Origin of the sequence: Kribbella hippodromi, assembly GCF_039531045.1 — a bacterium.
GTDB lineage: Bacteria > Actinomycetota > Actinomycetes > Propionibacteriales > Kribbellaceae > Kribbella > Kribbella hippodromi.
Genome location: NZ_BAAAPH010000006.1, coordinates 242,857 through 258,320, shown reverse-complemented (window position 1 = coordinate 258,320; position 15,464 = coordinate 242,857). Strand labels below are relative to the sequence as shown.

At 67.6% G+C, this 15,464-nt stretch carries 13 protein-coding genes; 9 read left to right on the top strand and 4 right to left on the bottom strand.

From position 1 onward, the window contains the following. Positions 1-13 precede the first annotated feature (13 nt). Entirely contained in the window at positions 14-2,146 is a 2,133-nt protein-coding gene (locus ABD260_RS11855; protein ID WP_344233483.1) for a peptidoglycan DD-metalloendopeptidase family protein, read from the bottom strand. Between the two features lie 97 nt (positions 2,147-2,243). Between ABD260_RS11855 and lpdA the strand changes: the two genes are divergently transcribed. Continuing rightward, a complete protein-coding gene (gene lpdA, locus ABD260_RS11850) occupies positions 2,244-3,641 on the top strand; it encodes a dihydrolipoyl dehydrogenase (RefSeq protein ID WP_344233482.1) in 1,398 nt (465 codons plus the stop codon). A 152-nt stretch (positions 3,642-3,793) separates the two neighbouring features. Next, entirely contained in the window at positions 3,794-4,621 is an 828-nt protein-coding gene (gene aac(3) / locus ABD260_RS11845; protein ID WP_425553329.1) for an aminoglycoside 3-N-acetyltransferase, read from the top strand. A gap of 66 nt (positions 4,622-4,687) precedes the next feature. Here aac(3) and ABD260_RS11840 read toward each other — a convergent pair whose 3' ends face one another. Then, on the bottom strand, positions 4,688-5,485 hold the full coding sequence (locus ABD260_RS11840) for a hypothetical protein (RefSeq protein ID WP_344233480.1): 798 nt from the start codon (positions 5,483-5,485) through the stop codon (positions 4,688-4,690). Between the two features lie 218 nt (positions 5,486-5,703). Between ABD260_RS11840 and ABD260_RS11835 the strand changes: the two genes are divergently transcribed. After that, a complete protein-coding gene (locus ABD260_RS11835; protein ID WP_344233479.1) occupies positions 5,704-6,369 on the top strand; it encodes a class I SAM-dependent methyltransferase in 666 nt (221 codons plus the stop codon). Positions 6,370-6,375: 6 nt separating this feature from the next. Here the strand turns inward: ABD260_RS11835 and ABD260_RS11830 are convergent, their stop codons facing one another. Next, entirely contained in the window at positions 6,376-7,128 is a 753-nt protein-coding gene (locus ABD260_RS11830; RefSeq protein WP_344233478.1) for a metallophosphoesterase, read from the bottom strand. A 176-nt stretch (positions 7,129-7,304) separates the two neighbouring features. Here ABD260_RS11830 and ABD260_RS11825 point away from each other — a divergent pair, with 176 nt between their 5' ends. The 6 genes from ABD260_RS11825 (at position 7,305) to ABD260_RS11800 (ending at position 13,178) form a co-directional block, all read left to right on the top strand. Next, positions 7,305-8,663, top strand: coding sequence for a dihydrolipoyl dehydrogenase family protein (locus ABD260_RS11825; protein WP_344233477.1), 1,359 nt, complete (start codon positions 7,305-7,307; stop codon positions 8,661-8,663). A gap of 45 nt (positions 8,664-8,708) precedes the next feature. Beyond that, positions 8,709-9,731 carry an energy-coupling factor ABC transporter permease gene (locus ABD260_RS11820; RefSeq protein ID WP_344233476.1) on the top strand — a complete coding sequence of 341 codons (1,023 nt, stop codon included), beginning with the start codon at positions 8,709-8,711 and terminating at the stop codon, positions 9,729-9,731. Further along, positions 9,728-10,486, top strand: coding sequence for a cobalt ECF transporter T component CbiQ (gene cbiQ / locus ABD260_RS11815; RefSeq protein WP_344233475.1), 759 nt, complete (start codon positions 9,728-9,730; stop codon positions 10,484-10,486). The genes ABD260_RS11820 and cbiQ overlap by 4 nt, the downstream gene beginning before the upstream one ends. Then, on the top strand, positions 10,483-11,253 hold the full coding sequence (locus ABD260_RS11810; RefSeq protein ID WP_344233474.1) for an energy-coupling factor ABC transporter ATP-binding protein: 771 nt from the start codon (positions 10,483-10,485) through the stop codon (positions 11,251-11,253). The genes cbiQ and ABD260_RS11810 overlap by 4 nt, the downstream gene beginning before the upstream one ends. Positions 11,254-11,379: 126 nt before the next feature. Beyond that, on the top strand, positions 11,380-12,165 hold the full coding sequence (locus ABD260_RS11805) for an SGNH/GDSL hydrolase family protein (protein ID WP_344233473.1): 786 nt from the start codon (positions 11,380-11,382) through the stop codon (positions 12,163-12,165). A gap of 185 nt (positions 12,166-12,350) precedes the next feature. Continuing rightward, positions 12,351-13,178 carry an SRPBCC family protein gene (locus ABD260_RS11800; protein ID WP_344233472.1) on the top strand — a complete coding sequence of 276 codons (828 nt, stop codon included), beginning with the start codon at positions 12,351-12,353 and terminating at the stop codon, positions 13,176-13,178. Here ABD260_RS11800 and ABD260_RS11795 read toward each other — a convergent pair. Beyond that, entirely contained in the window at positions 13,125-15,428 is a 2,304-nt protein-coding gene (locus tag ABD260_RS11795) for an ATP-binding cassette domain-containing protein (RefSeq protein WP_344233471.1), read from the bottom strand. The two genes, ABD260_RS11800 and ABD260_RS11795, sit on opposite strands and share 54 nt — an antisense overlap. Positions 15,429-15,464 lie beyond the last annotated feature (36 nt).

Sequence of the window (15,464 nt, the reverse complement as noted above, 5' to 3'; positions counted from 1 at the left end):
CGCACTGAATGCTCTAGGCGCTTGGGGGTTTGCCGAACTCCCAGTGCCACGGCTCCTCGCGGTTGCCGCCCTGCTCGGCCCACCCCGGGTGCAGCCAGCCGTAGGTGCCCGCGTGCGCCTTCATCCACAGGTACTGCGGGGTGCTGAACTTGTCGATCCCACCGCACAGGTCGACCGCCACACCCCAGCCGTGGTTGGAGGTGCCAGGTAGCGCGGCCAGCGACGGCTTGCGCTGGTACAGGTCGACCTGGGCCGTGTACGAGCGGTACGAGTCGGTGATGCACAACGACTTGCCGAACTGGGCCCGGTACGCGGCCGCCAACTGCAGGTACGCGGCCGCGGCGTCGCAGCGGAGCATGTGGCCGCCGCCGATCGCACAGAGCTTGCTGGCCGGGATCATGCCGTTGCTGTAGCCACCCCAGCCGGTGCTCGCGGAACCGGTCGCCAGGAACGGCATCGGGTTGACCGGGTCGCCGCCGAGCCGTACCTCGAAGTGGAGGTGCGGGCCGGTCGAGTTGCCCTCGCTGCCGACCGCGCCGATCTGCTGACCGGCGGTCACTTGCTGGCCGTCTGTGACGTCGACTCGGCTCAGGTGCGCGTACAGGGTTTCCAGGCCGTTTCCGTGGTCGATCCGGACCAGATTGCCTGCCCAAGCCGGGTGCTCGACGCGTACGACGCCCGAGGTCACCGCGCGGACCGGTGTACCGATGGCGGCGGGGAAGTCCTGGCCGGTGTGGAAGCCGGTCGACCACATGGAGCCGGACTGGCCGAAGGGCGTGCCGATCTCGTACGTGCCGTCCGGCAACGGCCAGGTCCAGGCGCCGGTGCCGACGTCGTACGAGGTGGCGGTGTTGCCGCAGCGGAACTGGTACGCGTCGGAGGTCGCGGCCGGCGGTACCTGCGGCTTGGCCGGGGCGCCGAGGGTCGGGCGCAGGGCCGCGTACAGGTTGTCCGGGACCGTGGTGACGACAACAGCGCCCTTGGCTTCGTCCGCGGCGATCATCTCGTCGTTGTCGAGCGCGACGCCGATGTGGACGAGGCCGACCGACTTGCTGCCCATCACGAGCAGATCGCCCGGCTGGATCTGGACAGTCGGCACGGCCTGGTAGTCCGGGTACACCTTGGAGACCAGGTTGGGCAGCGTTGTGTACGGCTCCCAGGCGACTCGCGCGGCGCCGAGACAGCCGTACTTGTCCGGCCCGGTGGCGGCGACCCCGTACGGCTTGCCGACCAGGCTGAAGGCTTGGTTGACCGCGCGGATCGCTTCGGCGGACATCACCCGTACGGTCCGGCCCGCGACTGCAACGGAAGCGACGCCGGGGACGGCCGCACCCCGGCGGGTCAGCGGGGCCAGGCCGGCGGGCAGCTTGTTCGGGTCCTTCAGGACTGCGGCGGCCGGGGGAGTGACCTTTGTCGCGGTCAGCTCAGTCAGGTACGCCTGCCAGCGGGTAAGGGCTTGCTGGTTGCGTGCCTTCTGCAGTTGCTGGGACAGCGCGGACGCGACGTCGAGATCGGCGGTCTGGTCAGCCATCGACGCCGTCGCATCGGCCGCCTGCTGCTGGACCTGGTTGCTCAGCTCCTGCGCCTTCGCGGCCGCTTCGTTCGCTGCGGTGCGCTTGGTGGTGGCCTCGGCCTTGAGCCGGTTCGACTCGGACTCGGCCGACATCGCGGTCCGGTACTGCGCGACCTGCGTACTGCCCAGCTGGGTGATCGCGGTCTGCCGGTCGGCGATCTCCTGGAGGTTCTCCGCGACCGGGGCGAGCGACCAGAGCATCGACTCAGTACCCATCACGGTCGGGATGCCCAGCTGGTACGCCTGCGCGGTCAGTACGCCGAGCCGGCGCCGCTCCTCGTCCGCCTTGCCGCGGGAGGTCGTCGCGGTGCTCTCCGCCTTCTTCGCGGCGGCCTCCGCGGCCTGGGCGTCCTTGAGCGCCTTCGTATACGCGATGGTCGCCTTGGCGAAGTCGGCCTGGACGGCCGCTGCCTCCGCCTGGAGCTGCTCGAGAGATCGGTTGACGTCGGTCACCGACGCGGGCGGTGGCGACGTGCTGGGCGAGGGGTCGTCGGCGTACGCGGGCAGCGCGATCACCGCCAGCAACGTGCCGAGCGCCGCGAACCGCAGGCCCCGGCGTCTCCCCAGCTCCATCCGTCCCCCTGGACGCCTCATTTCGTGTCACGCCTCACGCGCGAGCCCAGCGTAGGCGCCGTACGGTCCTTACGGAACCCCGGTTAGCATTCACCCCATGGCCTCGCACTTTGACGTTGTTGTCCTCGGCGCGGGTCCGGGTGGGTACGTCGCGGCGATCCGCGCAGCCCAGCTCGGCCTCAAGACCGCCATCATCGAGAAGAAGTACTGGGGCGGTGTCTGCCTGAACGTGGGCTGTATCCCGTCCAAGGCGCTGCTCCGGAACGCCGAGCTGTCGCACATCTTCCGGACGGAGGCGAAGACCTTCGGGATCAGCGGTGAGGTCAGCTTCGACTTCCCGGCCGCGGTGCAGCGCAGCCGCAAGGTCGCCGACGGCCGGGTCAAGGGCGTCCACTTCCTGATGAAGAAGAACGGCATCACCGAGTTCGACGGCTGGGGCTCGTTCACCGACGCCAACACGCTGGACGTGACGCTGAACGACGGCTCGTCGGAGACCGTCACCTTCGGTTCCTGCATCGTCGCCACCGGCGCGACCACCAAGCTGCTGCCGGGCACCCAGCTGAGCGAGCGCGTGGTGACGTACGAGGAGCAGATCCTGACCGAGGAGCTGCCCGGCTCGATCGTGATCGCCGGCGCCGGCGCGATCGGTGTCGAGTTCGCGTACGTGCTGGCGAACTACGGCGTGAAGGTGACGATCGTCGAGTTCCTGGACCGGATGGTGCCGCTGGAGGACCCGGAGGTCTCCAAGGAGCTCGCCAAGGCGTACAAGAAGCTCGGTGTCGACGTACTGACCTCGACCCGGGTGGACTCGATCGACGACTCCGGCGCGTCCGTCAAGGTGACCGTGACCGGCAAGGACGGCGTCCAGAAGACGATCGAGGCCGACAAGGTCATGCAGGCGATCGGCTTCCAGCCGCGCGTCGACGGGTACGGGCTGGACAAGATCGGCGTCGCGCTGACCGAGCGCGGTGCGATCAACGTGGACGGGCTCTGCCGGACCAACGTGCCCAACATCTTCGCGATCGGCGACGTGACCGCGAAGCTGATGCTCGCGCACGCGGCCGAGGCGATGGGCGTGATCGCCGCCGAGACCATCGCCGGGCACGAGACGATGGAGCTCGACTACGCGATGATCCCGCGCGCGACCTTCTGCCAGCCGCAGATCGCCAGCTTCGGGTACACCGAGGAGGAGGCGCGCAAGCTCGGCCACGAGGTGAAGGTGGCCAAGTTCCCGTTCACCGCGAACGGCAAGGCACACGGCCTCGGCGACCCGACCGGCTTCGTGAAGGTGATCAGCTCGGCCCAGTACGGGGAACTGCTCGGCGCCCACCTGATCGGCCCCGAGGTGACCGAACTGCTGCCGGAACTGACGCTGGCCCAGAAGTGGGACCTGACCACCAAGGAACTGGCCCGCAACGTCCACGCCCACCCAACCCTCAGCGAAGCCCTCCAAGAAGCCTTCCACGGCCTCGAAGGCCACATGATCAACTTCTGAACGAGCGTCATCCGGGTCACGCTCAGCGGCCCCAGAACGGCGGCAAACAAAGGATCTCGCCTCTAGAAGGTTCTCATCGTTTGCCGCCGTTTCCGGTGGTCCGTGTACAGGATGTGCACCAGGATGGTGGTGTGGACTTTCCTTCCGAGTCGATGCTGAACGATTCTGACTTCGCACCTCTGACCCGGTCACAGATCACCCAGGCGCTGATCGGCCTCGGTGTAGGTGAAGGCGAAACCTTGATAGTCCACGTCCGGCTCTCGGCCTTGGGTTGGGTTGTCGGTGGCATCGACACCGTGGTGCGGTCCCTCCGAGACGCCGTTGGCTCTGGCGGCACGTTGCTCGCGTTCTGTGGTTGGGACGACAGCCCCTATCACGTCTCGTTCTGGCCGCCGCACTGGCAGACGGCCTACGAGGAGATTCCGGCATTCGATCCGAAGGTGTCATCTGCTCGCCGGGACTTCGGACGCTTCCCTGAACGGCTCCGGACCTGGCCAGGAGCATTGCGCAGCACACACCCGGAAGTCAGCTTCACCGCTGTCGGCCGCCATGCCGCGAACCTGGTGGTGGGAACCGACGATGACAACCCCTGGGGCGTGGGCGGACCGCTGGGCCGTCTCGTTGACCTGGGCGGCCGCGTATTGCTACTTGGCGCACCCCTCAACACCTTGACCCTCTGTCATCACGCTGAGGCTGTCGCCGACGTTGCAGGGAAGCGGTACCACAGCTATCGCATGCCGGTGAGCACAAACGCCGGGACCGTCTGGCGGGACTACCGGACGCTGGACACCTTCTACGGCGCATTGCCGTACTGGGAACGCCCGGAGCTCACGATCGATAGCGCTGTCGGAAACCTCGCACTACAGGCAGTTCAAGCAGGTGCCGGACGAGAGGGGAACCTCGGAGCGGCGACAACCTGGCTGTTCGACGCACGCGCGTCGGTTCAGGCCGTTGTCGCGTGGATCGAACGACATTTCTAGAACCTGACAGCCGGCGCCCGCCGATGTGCCAAATCGACCGAGCCGGGTGTTTTCCTGGCGCCGGTTTCATTTTAATGCTTGATGCATTTCTTCGTAGCCCGGTGCCAGTTCTTTGAGGAGTTCTGCGGCGTGGGTGTATTGGCGTTGGGCGATCGGGAATTGTAGTCGGCCGAGGATTGTGGCCTGTTTTCGTGCGACCGCGGCCGCTTGTGGTTGCTGGATGACCGCGAGCCAGGTGGCTGCGTCGTCCAGTCGGCGGGCGCCCAGTCGTACCGCGAATCCGGCCAGGTGCTCGCGCAGGCTGTCGTCGATGCCGGCCGCGAGCATTTGGCTCATCCGGTGAACGGCCGCGGCCGAGTCCTTCGACAGCCATTCCAGCGTGTAGGGCAGCGAGTCCCGTAGTGCATCCTCGACTCGTACGTCCCGGATCTTCCGGAAGGCGCTCCGCATCACGTACGGTCCCGCGAACGTCATCTTCTCCGCCTGCCACGCTTTCATGAACTGGCTGATCGGCAAGGTGACGTACGGAAAACCTTCCGGATCATGCATGACGACGACCTCGTCGGTCACCTCCAGCACGACCACCCAGTGATCGGTCCCGTCCGCCACACCCAGCGACCACGGCTGATGCGTAAACAGCCCCATCTCGATCGGCCCCACCACCACAGGCCCTTCTTCGCACCCGCGCCGCAACCGCTCCAGCGCGTCGTCGCTCGATCCGCCCTTCGTACGCTCGCACTCCCACCCGAGCAATTCGGCCGCGACGTCCAGCCCGCGATCCGGATCCCACCCCGGCGGATCAAAATACGGCACCCCGGACTCTTCCACCTGAGCCCCGAACGGCGCCCCCGTCAGCACCTCCACCACACCAGGCGAATTCCGCCCCGTCACCATGGCCAACGAATTCGAATAACAATAAGTCCCGCCACCAATATACCCAGTCACCCCGTCATGCTGACATTTCAATCCCAATTGTCACCCGCCGCTGGCGGGTTGTTTCGGCACTGGCGCGCTACAACACGCCAGCGGCGAAAGATCCCGTCAGTTGTCGGCCACAGGTGAGGCGTCGGTACTGTCGCGCTATGTCTCGTGTTGTTCAAGCAGGGCTGGCCGCGTTGGGTCGGTTCAATGACGCTCATCCGTGGTCCCACAACGACGCGTACGCGGCGCTCGTTCTCCACCATGCACGCCGGGTCCGCGCGGCCGGTGGAACCGGTGCTCTGGATGTGGGATGCGGAACCGGCAACCTCGTCCGCCGACTGGCCGGCGTGTTTACCGAAGTGACCGGCATTGAGCCGGACGCCGCGACCGCGGAGCAGGCCCGACGCGCAACCGCAGACCTCGCCAATGTACGCATCCTGGCCGAACCGTTCGATGGAAGCCATCAGGATCGCTACGACCTGATCACCTTCGTGGCAGTGCTGCATCATCTGCCACTGCACGCCACGCTCGAGCAAGTGCGCGAGTTGCTGCGCCCGGGCGGCCGACTCATTGTGGTCGGCATCAGCCGAGAAGCACGAGCAGACCTTCCCTGGTCGATCGCCTCCACGATCCTGAATCCACTCGTCGGCGTCATCAAGCACCCTGGTCGATCAAGCAGTACCCCAACGCACATGACCGCCCCGATAGCAGCGGCCACGGAGTCCTTCGAGGAGATCGCCCGCACGGCTGAACGGGTCCTGCCCGGCGCGCGTCTCAGTCGTGGCTTGTTCTGGCGCTACACGATGTCGTGGACCCGCCCCGGGTGAGGGCTGTCAGTGGGGGAATCGGAAGGCGGTTTGGAGCGGTTCGCCGGGGGTGTGGACGTGGATGGCCAGGCCGGGGTACGCGGTGGGGTCCACGAAGGAGTCGGTGGGCGTGGGTTCGAAGTCGAAGGGGACGGTCGAGCGGATGCCGGGGGCGCCGAGGACCGGGTGGCCGGCGAAGGTGGTGGTGATGGGGGTGTGGACGTGGCCGGTGAGGATGGCGGTGATCGGCTTCCCGGTGAGGACTTCGGCAAGAGGAGCTTGCTGCTCCAGTTTCCACTGGTCCATGACGGGGTGATGGAGGTCCAGGGGCGGGTGGTGCATGGCTACGAAAAGCGGGCCGTCGAAGGACGACGGTAGTACGCCGTCCAGCCAAGCCAACGAGTCAGCAGAGATCAGCCCGTGGTCGGCGCCAGGGACAGTGCTGTCGACCAATACGAACCGCGCCTCGCCGACGTCGCGCACCTGATGAACCGGGTGTCCTTCACCAGGCGAGCTGACAAAGGACGCCAATCCCGTACGCAACGGAGAGCTGACGTCATGATTGCCCGGCAGCACGAGCACCGGCACCTCCAGCGACAACTCGCTCGCGACCTCGGCGTACTCGTCCGGCGCCCCGTGATCCGCCAGATCACCCGTCACCAGCACCACGTCAACCGGCCGCTTGAAGCCGGCAACGTACGACGTGATCCGCCGCAGCCGCGACCGTGCCTCCTCGGAGCCGTCGAGATGAGGGTCACTGAGATGCGCGATCACGTACATGCGAGAAACCCTAACCGCACCCTAACCGCAATGGTCCCCGTGGTTGATCGCGAGCCTGGCGCGGGTGGACGCCGATCTGCAGCGCGGTAGTGGCCGGTGGTGAGCGCCTGCTTACGGCGCGGTGACGCGCCGGGTCGGAGCTTGGCCGCTCACCGCCGGTCTGAGAGATTGACGGCATGGCTGAACAGGTGGACGTGGTCGTGGTGGGACTCGGGGTCGGCGGCGAGGAGGTGGCCGGGCGGCTGGCGCAAGCGGGGCTGCGGGTGGTCGGGATCGAGTCGCGGCTGGTCGGCGGCGAGTGCCCGTACTACGGCTGCATCCCGAGCAAGATGATGATCCGCGCCGCGAACCTGATCGCCGAGACCCGGCGCGTCGATGGCATCGCCGGTACGGCCTCGGTGCAGCCGGACTGGGCTCCGGTGGCGAAGCGGATTCGCGAGGAGGCGACCGACACCTGGAACGACCAGGTCGCGGTGGACCGGCTGGTGAACAAGGGCGCGACCGTGATCAAGGACCGCGCCACGATCACCGGGCCGGGTACGGTCCGCGCCGGCGACCGTGAGTTCGAGGCGACTCGCGGGATCGTGATCGCGACCGGGACGGTTCCGTCGGTGCCGCCGATCGACGGCCTGGAGGGCACGCCGTACTGGACGAACCGGGAGGCGATCGAGGTCGAGACCCTGCCCGCGTCGCTGGTTGTCCTGGGCGGCGGCGCGATCGGGATGGAGCTGGCGCAGGTCTTCGCGCGGTTCGGCGTCCAGGTGACCGTCGTTGAGGGCGCGCCCGAGGTGTTGTCGATGGAGGAGCCCGAGTCCGGGACGCTGGCCCGGGAGGCGCTGCAGCGGGACGGCGTCACCTTCCACTGCGGCGCGCACGCCCAGCGAGTCGCGTACGCCGATGGTTCTTTCACGGTCACGCTCGCGGATGGCACGCAAGCGTCCGGCGAGAAGTTGCTGGTGGCAACAGGTCGGCGGGTCGCCACTGCTGAGCTCGGGCTGGACAAGCTGGGGCTGGACCCGGATGCGCGACGGGTCGAGGTTGACGAGCATGTACGGGCGGGTGACAGCGTGTGGGCGGTCGGTGACGTGACCGGCGTCGGCGCGTTCACCCACAACGCGATGTACCAGGCCGACATCGTCGTCCGCGACATCCTGCGCGAACCGGACGCGCCGACGGCGAGTTACCACGCGATGCCGCGGGTGACCTTCACCGATCCGGAGATCGGCGCGGTCGGGATGACCGAGAAGCAGGCTCGCGAGGCGGGGCTGAACGTCCGGACCGGGTCGACCCCGATCCCGTCGTCGTCGCGGGGCTGGATTCACAAGGCCGGCAACGAGGGCTTCATCAAGGTGGTCGCGGACGCCGATCGGGGCGTACTCGTCGGTGCGACGAGTGCCGGGCCGACCGGTGGTGAGGTACTGAGCGCGCTGGCGGTCGCGGTGCATGCGGCCGTACCGATCGAATCGCTGCGCCAGATGATCTACGCATACCCGACGTTCCACCGCGCGATCCAGGAAGCTCTCAAACCGTTGTAGATGTATTTGTTGCGAATCAGTCGCAACTGGATCACCATGGTCGGCGTGCATGTTCCTGACGGCTTCTTCAATGCGCCCACGTCCGTCGCCACCGGCCTGATCGCGGCCGGAGCGGTCGGGTTCAGTCTGCAACGGGCGAACCGTGAGCTCCGCGAGAGCGGCCCGGCGCTGGCCGGGCTGACCGCGGCGTTCGTGTTCGCCGTCCAGATGGTGAACTTCCCGGTCGGCGCGGGGACGAGCGGTCACCTGCTGGGCGGCGCGCTGGCCGCGGCGCTGGTCGGGCCATGGACCGCGGTACTGGTGATGTCGACCGTGCTACTCGTCCAGGGGCTGCTCTTCGCGGACGGCGGCCTGACCGCACTCGGCACGAACATCACGTTGATGGGCCTGATCACGGTACTGGTCGGGTACTTCCTGACCCGCGCGATCTTGAAGGTGCTGCCGCGCCGCGTCGGCAGTGTGGTCCCGGCCGCGACCGTCGGCGCGCTGATCTCGGTGCCGGTCGCGGCGCTGGCGTTCACTGGCCTGTACGCGATCGGCGGCGCGGTCGACATCCCGCTCGGCAAGCTCGCGACCGCGATGGTCGGCTGGCACGTACTGGTCGGAATCGGCGAGGCGGTGATCACCGCGGCCGTGCTCAGCGCGGTCGTCGCGACCCGGCCGGACCTCGTGTACGCCGCGCGGCACCTGCAGCAGGATCTGATCCTCGTGGATGCCGACGGGAACACCTCGACGGTGTCGCCGGACAAGCCGATCGCCGCGAAGCCGGCCGGTCGTACGCTCGGCATCGGCATCGCGGTCACCCTGGTCGTCGCGGGCGGGTTGAGCTTGTTCGCCAGCGCGCATCCGGACGGGCTCGAGTTCGTCGGCGCCAAACTCGGTTTCGAGAGTGCCGCTAAGAAGTCCGCGGTCGCCGGCAGTCCGCTGGCCGATTACGGCGTCCACGGGATCGGCAACGCGGAGGTGTCCGGCGCGCTCGCGGGCATCATCGGCGTACTGGTCACGATCGTGGTCGGTCTGGCGATCGCCAAGCTCGCGTCGCTCCGGGCGGGCAAGGCGTCGTCGTGAGTGGCGACGGCCTGCTGGTCGCGGTGGACAGCCCGGTCCACCGCATCCCGGCGCAGGTCAAGCTGGTCGCGCTGTTCGTGTTCGTGCTCGCGGTCGTGTCCACCCCGGCCGCGGTTTTCTGGGCCTTCGGCGGGTACGCGGCGATGCTGGTGACCGCGGTCGTGGTCGCGAAACTGCCCGCGCCGGTGGTGTCGCGGCGGCTCGCGGTGGAGACGCCGTTCATCGTGTTCGCGCTGCTGCTGCCCTTCGTCGCGACCGGTCCGCGCATCGACGTACTCGGCCTGCACCTGTCCCAGTCCGGTGTACTCGGCGCCTGGAACGTACTGGCCAAAGGAACCCTCGGCGTGATCGCCGCAATCGTCCTCTCAGCCACGACCTCGCCGCGGGAACTGCTCGCCGGCCTCGAACGGTTGCGCCTGCCCGCGACGCTGGTCGCGATCCTGTCGTTCATGGTCCGGTATCTGAGCGTGGTCTCGGACGACCTGCACCGGATGCGGATCGCCCGCGAGTCCCGCGGGTACACCGGTGGCCGGGCCGGTCATTTGAAGGCGGTCGCCGGGGGAGTGGGCGCGCTGTTCGTCCGTAGCTTCGAGCGCGGTGAGCGGGTGCATCTCGCGATGCGGTCGCGCGGTTACACCGGCCGGATGCCGCAGCTCAGCGTGCAGGGCGCGTCGAGCTCGCAGTGGACCCAGGGACTCGCGATCTCCCTGGTCGCGGTGACGATCGCGGTCGCGGCTAGGCTGCTGGGCTTGTGAACGCTCCCGCGATTGAGGTCGAACGCCTGGTCTTCGCGTACCCGGACGGCCGGCAGGCACTGTTCGGCGTCGACTTCACCGTCGCACGCGGCGAACGGGTCGCCCTGCTCGGACCGAACGGCGCCGGCAAGACCACGCTCGTCCTGCACCTGAACGGCATCCTCGGCGCGGTCGCGGGCGGTACGGGCAGCGGGCGGATCCAGATCGGCGGCACGGGACTGCACCGCGAACATCTGACCGAGGTACGGCGGAAGGTCGGGCTGGTCTTCCAGGATCCCGATGACCAGCTGTTCATGCCGACGGTACGAGACGATGTCGCGTTCGGTCCGGCCAATCTCGGTTTGCGGGGCACTGAGCTTGACGATCGGGTGCACGAGGCGCTGGTTCAGGTAGGGATGCAGGACCACGCCGACCTCGCGCCGCATCATCTGTCGTTCGGTCAGCGGCGGCGGGTGGCGGTCGCGACCGTGCTCGCGATGCGGCCGGAGGTGCTGGTGCTGGATGAGCCGTCGAGCAATCTTGATCCGGCCGCACGGCGCGAGTTGAGCGACATCCTGTCCGGTCTCGACGTGACGCTGCTGATGATCACGCACGATCTCCCGTACGCCCTGCAGCTGTGTGAGCGGAGTTTGCTGATGGACGGCGGCCGGATCGTCGCCGATGGGAAGACGCGCGATCTGCTGGGCGACGCGGAGTTGATGCGGGCGCACCGGCTCGAGCTGCCGTACGGGTTCGACCCGCTGTCGGTAGCGGGTCCTGAGCGCTGACCCACGTCCACCGGGAATCCACGGTGAATTTCTTACCAAGCCCTTGTGTGTTACTCGCCAGTCGGGTGACAGTGACGTTGAGTACTTCATACGCCACCCACTGCACATGCAAAGGCGGTCCGCCCCATGAAGTCCATCGTCAGCCTGCTCTCCGCCGCGGCCCTCGGCGCCGCGATGCTGCTCAGCCCCGGTGTCGCGCACGCCGCCGCACCGAACTACGTCGCCCTCGGTGACTCGTACGCCTCCGGTGTCGGAACCCGCACGTACATCTCCAGCAGCGGATCGTGCCAGCGGTCCACCAAGGCGTACGCGTATCTCGACGCCGCCCGGATCGGTGCCAGCCTCACTTTCGTCGCCTGCTCCGGCGCCAAGGTCGCCGACGTCACCGCGAACCAGCTGCCGTCCGTGACCAGCTCGGCCAACATCGTCTCGGTCCAGGTCGGCGGCAACGACGCCGGCTTCTCGTCGGTGATCACCGAATGCGCGAAGCCGTCCTGGCTCGGCGACTGCTCCACCGCCGTCGCGAACGCCCAGGCAATCATCAACAACACGCTGCCCGGCCGCCTGAACACGCTGTATTCGTCGATCAAGAGCCGTGCGTCCGCGGCCAAGGTCGTCGTGGTCGGCTACCCGCGGCTGTTCAACGGCACCGACTGCAACGCCGGCACGTTCTTCAGCCCGGACGAGATGACCAAGCTGAACGCGACCGCCGACCTGCTCAACTCCAAGATCTCGGCTTCCGCGAGCGCGGCCGGCTTCGCGTTCGTGAACCCGACCTCGGCGTTCATCGGGCACGCGGTGTGCGGCAGCCCGGAGTGGATCAACGGCCTGTCGAACCCGGTCAGCGAGTCCTACCACCCGAACGTCACCGGCCAGGCGGCGTACGCCAACCTGGTCGAGCCGGCCCTCTGATCAGGCTTCCGAGATGCGGACCCGCCCACTTCGTGGTGTCATGCTGAGGTGGTGGTGCGTCCGGTGAACGAGGCCGGCCCCGGAGGGGTGGCCGACGTCGTACGCCGGGCGGGGGGACCCGCCCGGCGTACGTGCCTGAACAGGAATACTTGATCGTATATGCCTGAGACGGTATATATAGGTTCATGAGCACCGAGACGCTGAGTTCCGAGAGTGGCCGGACCGTGCTGAGGATGCGGCGGGAGTTGCCGCACCCGATGGAGAAGGTCTGGCGGGCGATCACCGATCCGAAGCAGCTGTCCGGGTGGTTCCCGGCCGCGGTCGAAGTGGACCTGCGGCTGGACGGCCCGATGGTGTTCTCGTTCCCCAGTGATCCCGATGACCCCGGCGCGCCGGTGGCGCTGCAAACCGCCGGCGTGATCCGCGCGTACGAGCCGCCGACGCTGCTCGAGTACACGTGGGGCGAGGAGCTGCTGCGTTGGGAGCTGACGCCGACCGACGCCGGTTGCACCTTGCACCTGACCGCGACGTACGACGACCGGCCGGGTTCGGGCAGCTTCGCCGGCGGGTGGACGCTGTGCTTCGACGCCCTCCAGCGGGTCCTGGGCGACACCGTTCCGGAGCAGGACTACCGCGTACTCCATGAGCACTTCGCGAAGGTGTTCGGCCTGGACGAAGGCGCGCTGACCGACGACGGCGACGTACGGTTCGAGCGCCAACTGGTCAAGCCGAAGGAAACGGTCTGGCAGGTGCTGTGCGGTGCACAGCCGGCCACCGCGGGCAGTCAACCGCCGAGCGGCTTTGTTGCCAAGGGCATCGAGCCGGGCGTGGTGAGTACGGTGCAGGAGCCGCTCAAGCTGGTCTACGGCAGCAACGGTGGCGAGGTCAGCTGGACCCTTCGTGACGGCAACGGCGGAGCCCGCCTGGTGCTCACCCAGACGGGCCCCGCCGCCGATCACCTAGCGGCCTGGCACGACCTGATCGAGGCCCTCGCCGCCGAGTTGGCCGGCTGACACGTACTCGCGCAGGTGCTCGGCAGTGACCGTCGGGCTGCTCTCCACCAGATCGGCGGGCGTGCCCTCGAAGACGATCCGCCCGCCGTCATGACCCGCTCCCGGCCCGACGTCGATCAGCCAGTCGGCGTGCGCCATCACCGCCTGGTGGTGCTCGATCACGATCACCGTGTTGCCGTCGTCGACCAGGGTGTCCAGCATCCCGAGCAACTGGTCGACGTCGGCCAGGTGCAGCCCGGTGGTCGGCTCGTCGAGGATGTAGATCGAGCCGGTCCGGCCCATGTTGATCGCCAGTTTCAGCCGCTGCCGTTCACCGCCGGACAAGGTCGTCAACGGCTGGCCGAGGCCGACGTACCCGAGCCCGACCGTCGCCAGCCGATCCAGAATCGTCCGGGACGTACCGCGCTGGAAGAACTCCCGCGCCTCGGCGACGGTCATCCGCAGGACCTCGCTGATGTTCTTCCCACGCAGCCGGTATTCGAGTACTTCCGGAGTGAACCGGGCGCCGTTGCAGTCCTCGCAGACCGACGCCACTTCCGCCATCATGGCGAGATCGGTGTACACCAGCCCGATGCCCTTGCACGTCGGGCAGGCGCCGACCGAGTTGGCGCTGAACAGACCGGGCTTCACCTTGTTCGCCTTCGCGAACTCGGCCCGGATCGGGTCGAGCAGTCCCGTGTACGTGGCGGGGTTGCTGCGCTTCGACCCGCGGATCGGTTCCTGGCCAGCGATGATCACCCCGTCCCGCCCGGCCAGTGACCCGTGGATCAGTGAGCTCTTCCCGGATCCGGCGACCCCGGTCACCACGGTCAGTACGCCGAGCGGCACGTCCACGCTGACGTTCTGCAGGTTGTGCAGGGTGGCGTTGTCGATGGACAGCTTCCCGGTCGGGCGGCGTACTTCGTCCCGCACGCTCACCCGATGATCCAGGTACTTGCCGGTCAGCGTGCCGGAGACCTTCAGCCCGGCCAGATCGCCGGAGTAGCAGAGCCGGCCGCCGTTCATCCCCGCGCCCGGCCCGAGGTCGACGATGTGGTCGGCGATCCGGATCGTCTCCGGTTTGTGCTCGACCACCAGCACGGTGTTGCCCTTGTCGCGCAGTTGCAGCAGGAGATCGTTCATCTGCTGGATGTCATGCGGATGCAGCCCGACGGTCGGCTCGTCGAAGACGTACGTGACGTCGCTCAAGCTGGATCCGAGATGGCGTACGAGCTTCACCCGCTGCGCCTCGCCGCCGGACAGCGTCGAGGATTCGCGATCGAGGCTGAGGTACCCGAGACCGATCGTCACGAACGACTCCAGCAGCTGCCGGAGCCCGTCGAGCATCGGCCCGACGCCGGGATGGTTGACCCCGGCAACGAACTCGGCGAGGTCACTGATCTGCATCGCGGAGCATTCGCCGATGGTCCGGCCGTCGACCGTCACACTCCGGGCCGCCTCGTTCAGCCTGGCCCCGCCACAGGCCGAGCACGTCTGCTGCCGGATCGCCCGCTCGGCGAACGCCCGGGCGTGGCTCTGCATCGACTGGATGTCCTTGCTCAAGTACTGCCGCTTGAGCTTGCTGATCAGGCCCTCGAAGGTCAGATTGCTCTTCCCGACCTTCACCTTCATCGGCTCCTGGTACAGGAACTGCCGCCAGGCCTCGGCCGGGTAGTCCTTCAGCGGCAGCTCGGCGTCGAACAGGCCGGAGGTCGCCGTCAGCTGCCAGTACCAGCTGTCGACTGCGTAGCCGGGGGCCTTGATCGCGCCTTGGTTGAGACTTTTCTCGACGTCCACCAGCTCGTCGAGGTCGAACTCGGTGGTCCGGCCGAGCCCTTCGCAGGCCGGGCACATGCCTTCGACCCGGTTGAAGCTGAACGCTCCCGGCGGACCCGCGTACGGAGTGCCGGCCCGGCTGAACAGCACCCGGAGCATGGTGTGCGCGTCGGTCGCGGTGCCGACCGTCGAGCGGGCGTTGGCGCCGATCCGCTCCTGGTCGACGATGATGGCGGCGGACAGGTTCCGCAGCGCGTCCACGTCCGGCCGGCCGAGACTGGGCATGAAATTCTGGACGAAGGCGGTGTACGTCTCGTTGATCAGCCGCTGCGACTCGGCGGCGATGGTGTCGAAGACGAGGGTGGACTTGCCGGAGCCGGAGACCCCGGTGAAGACGGTGAGCCGGCGTTTCGGGATGTCGAGCGAGACGCCGCTGAGGTTGTTCTCGCGGGCGCCGCGCACCTGGATGACGTCATGGCTGTCAGCAGGAAGCATCCTTCAATGGTCTCATTGAACCGTTCATAGGCAGTT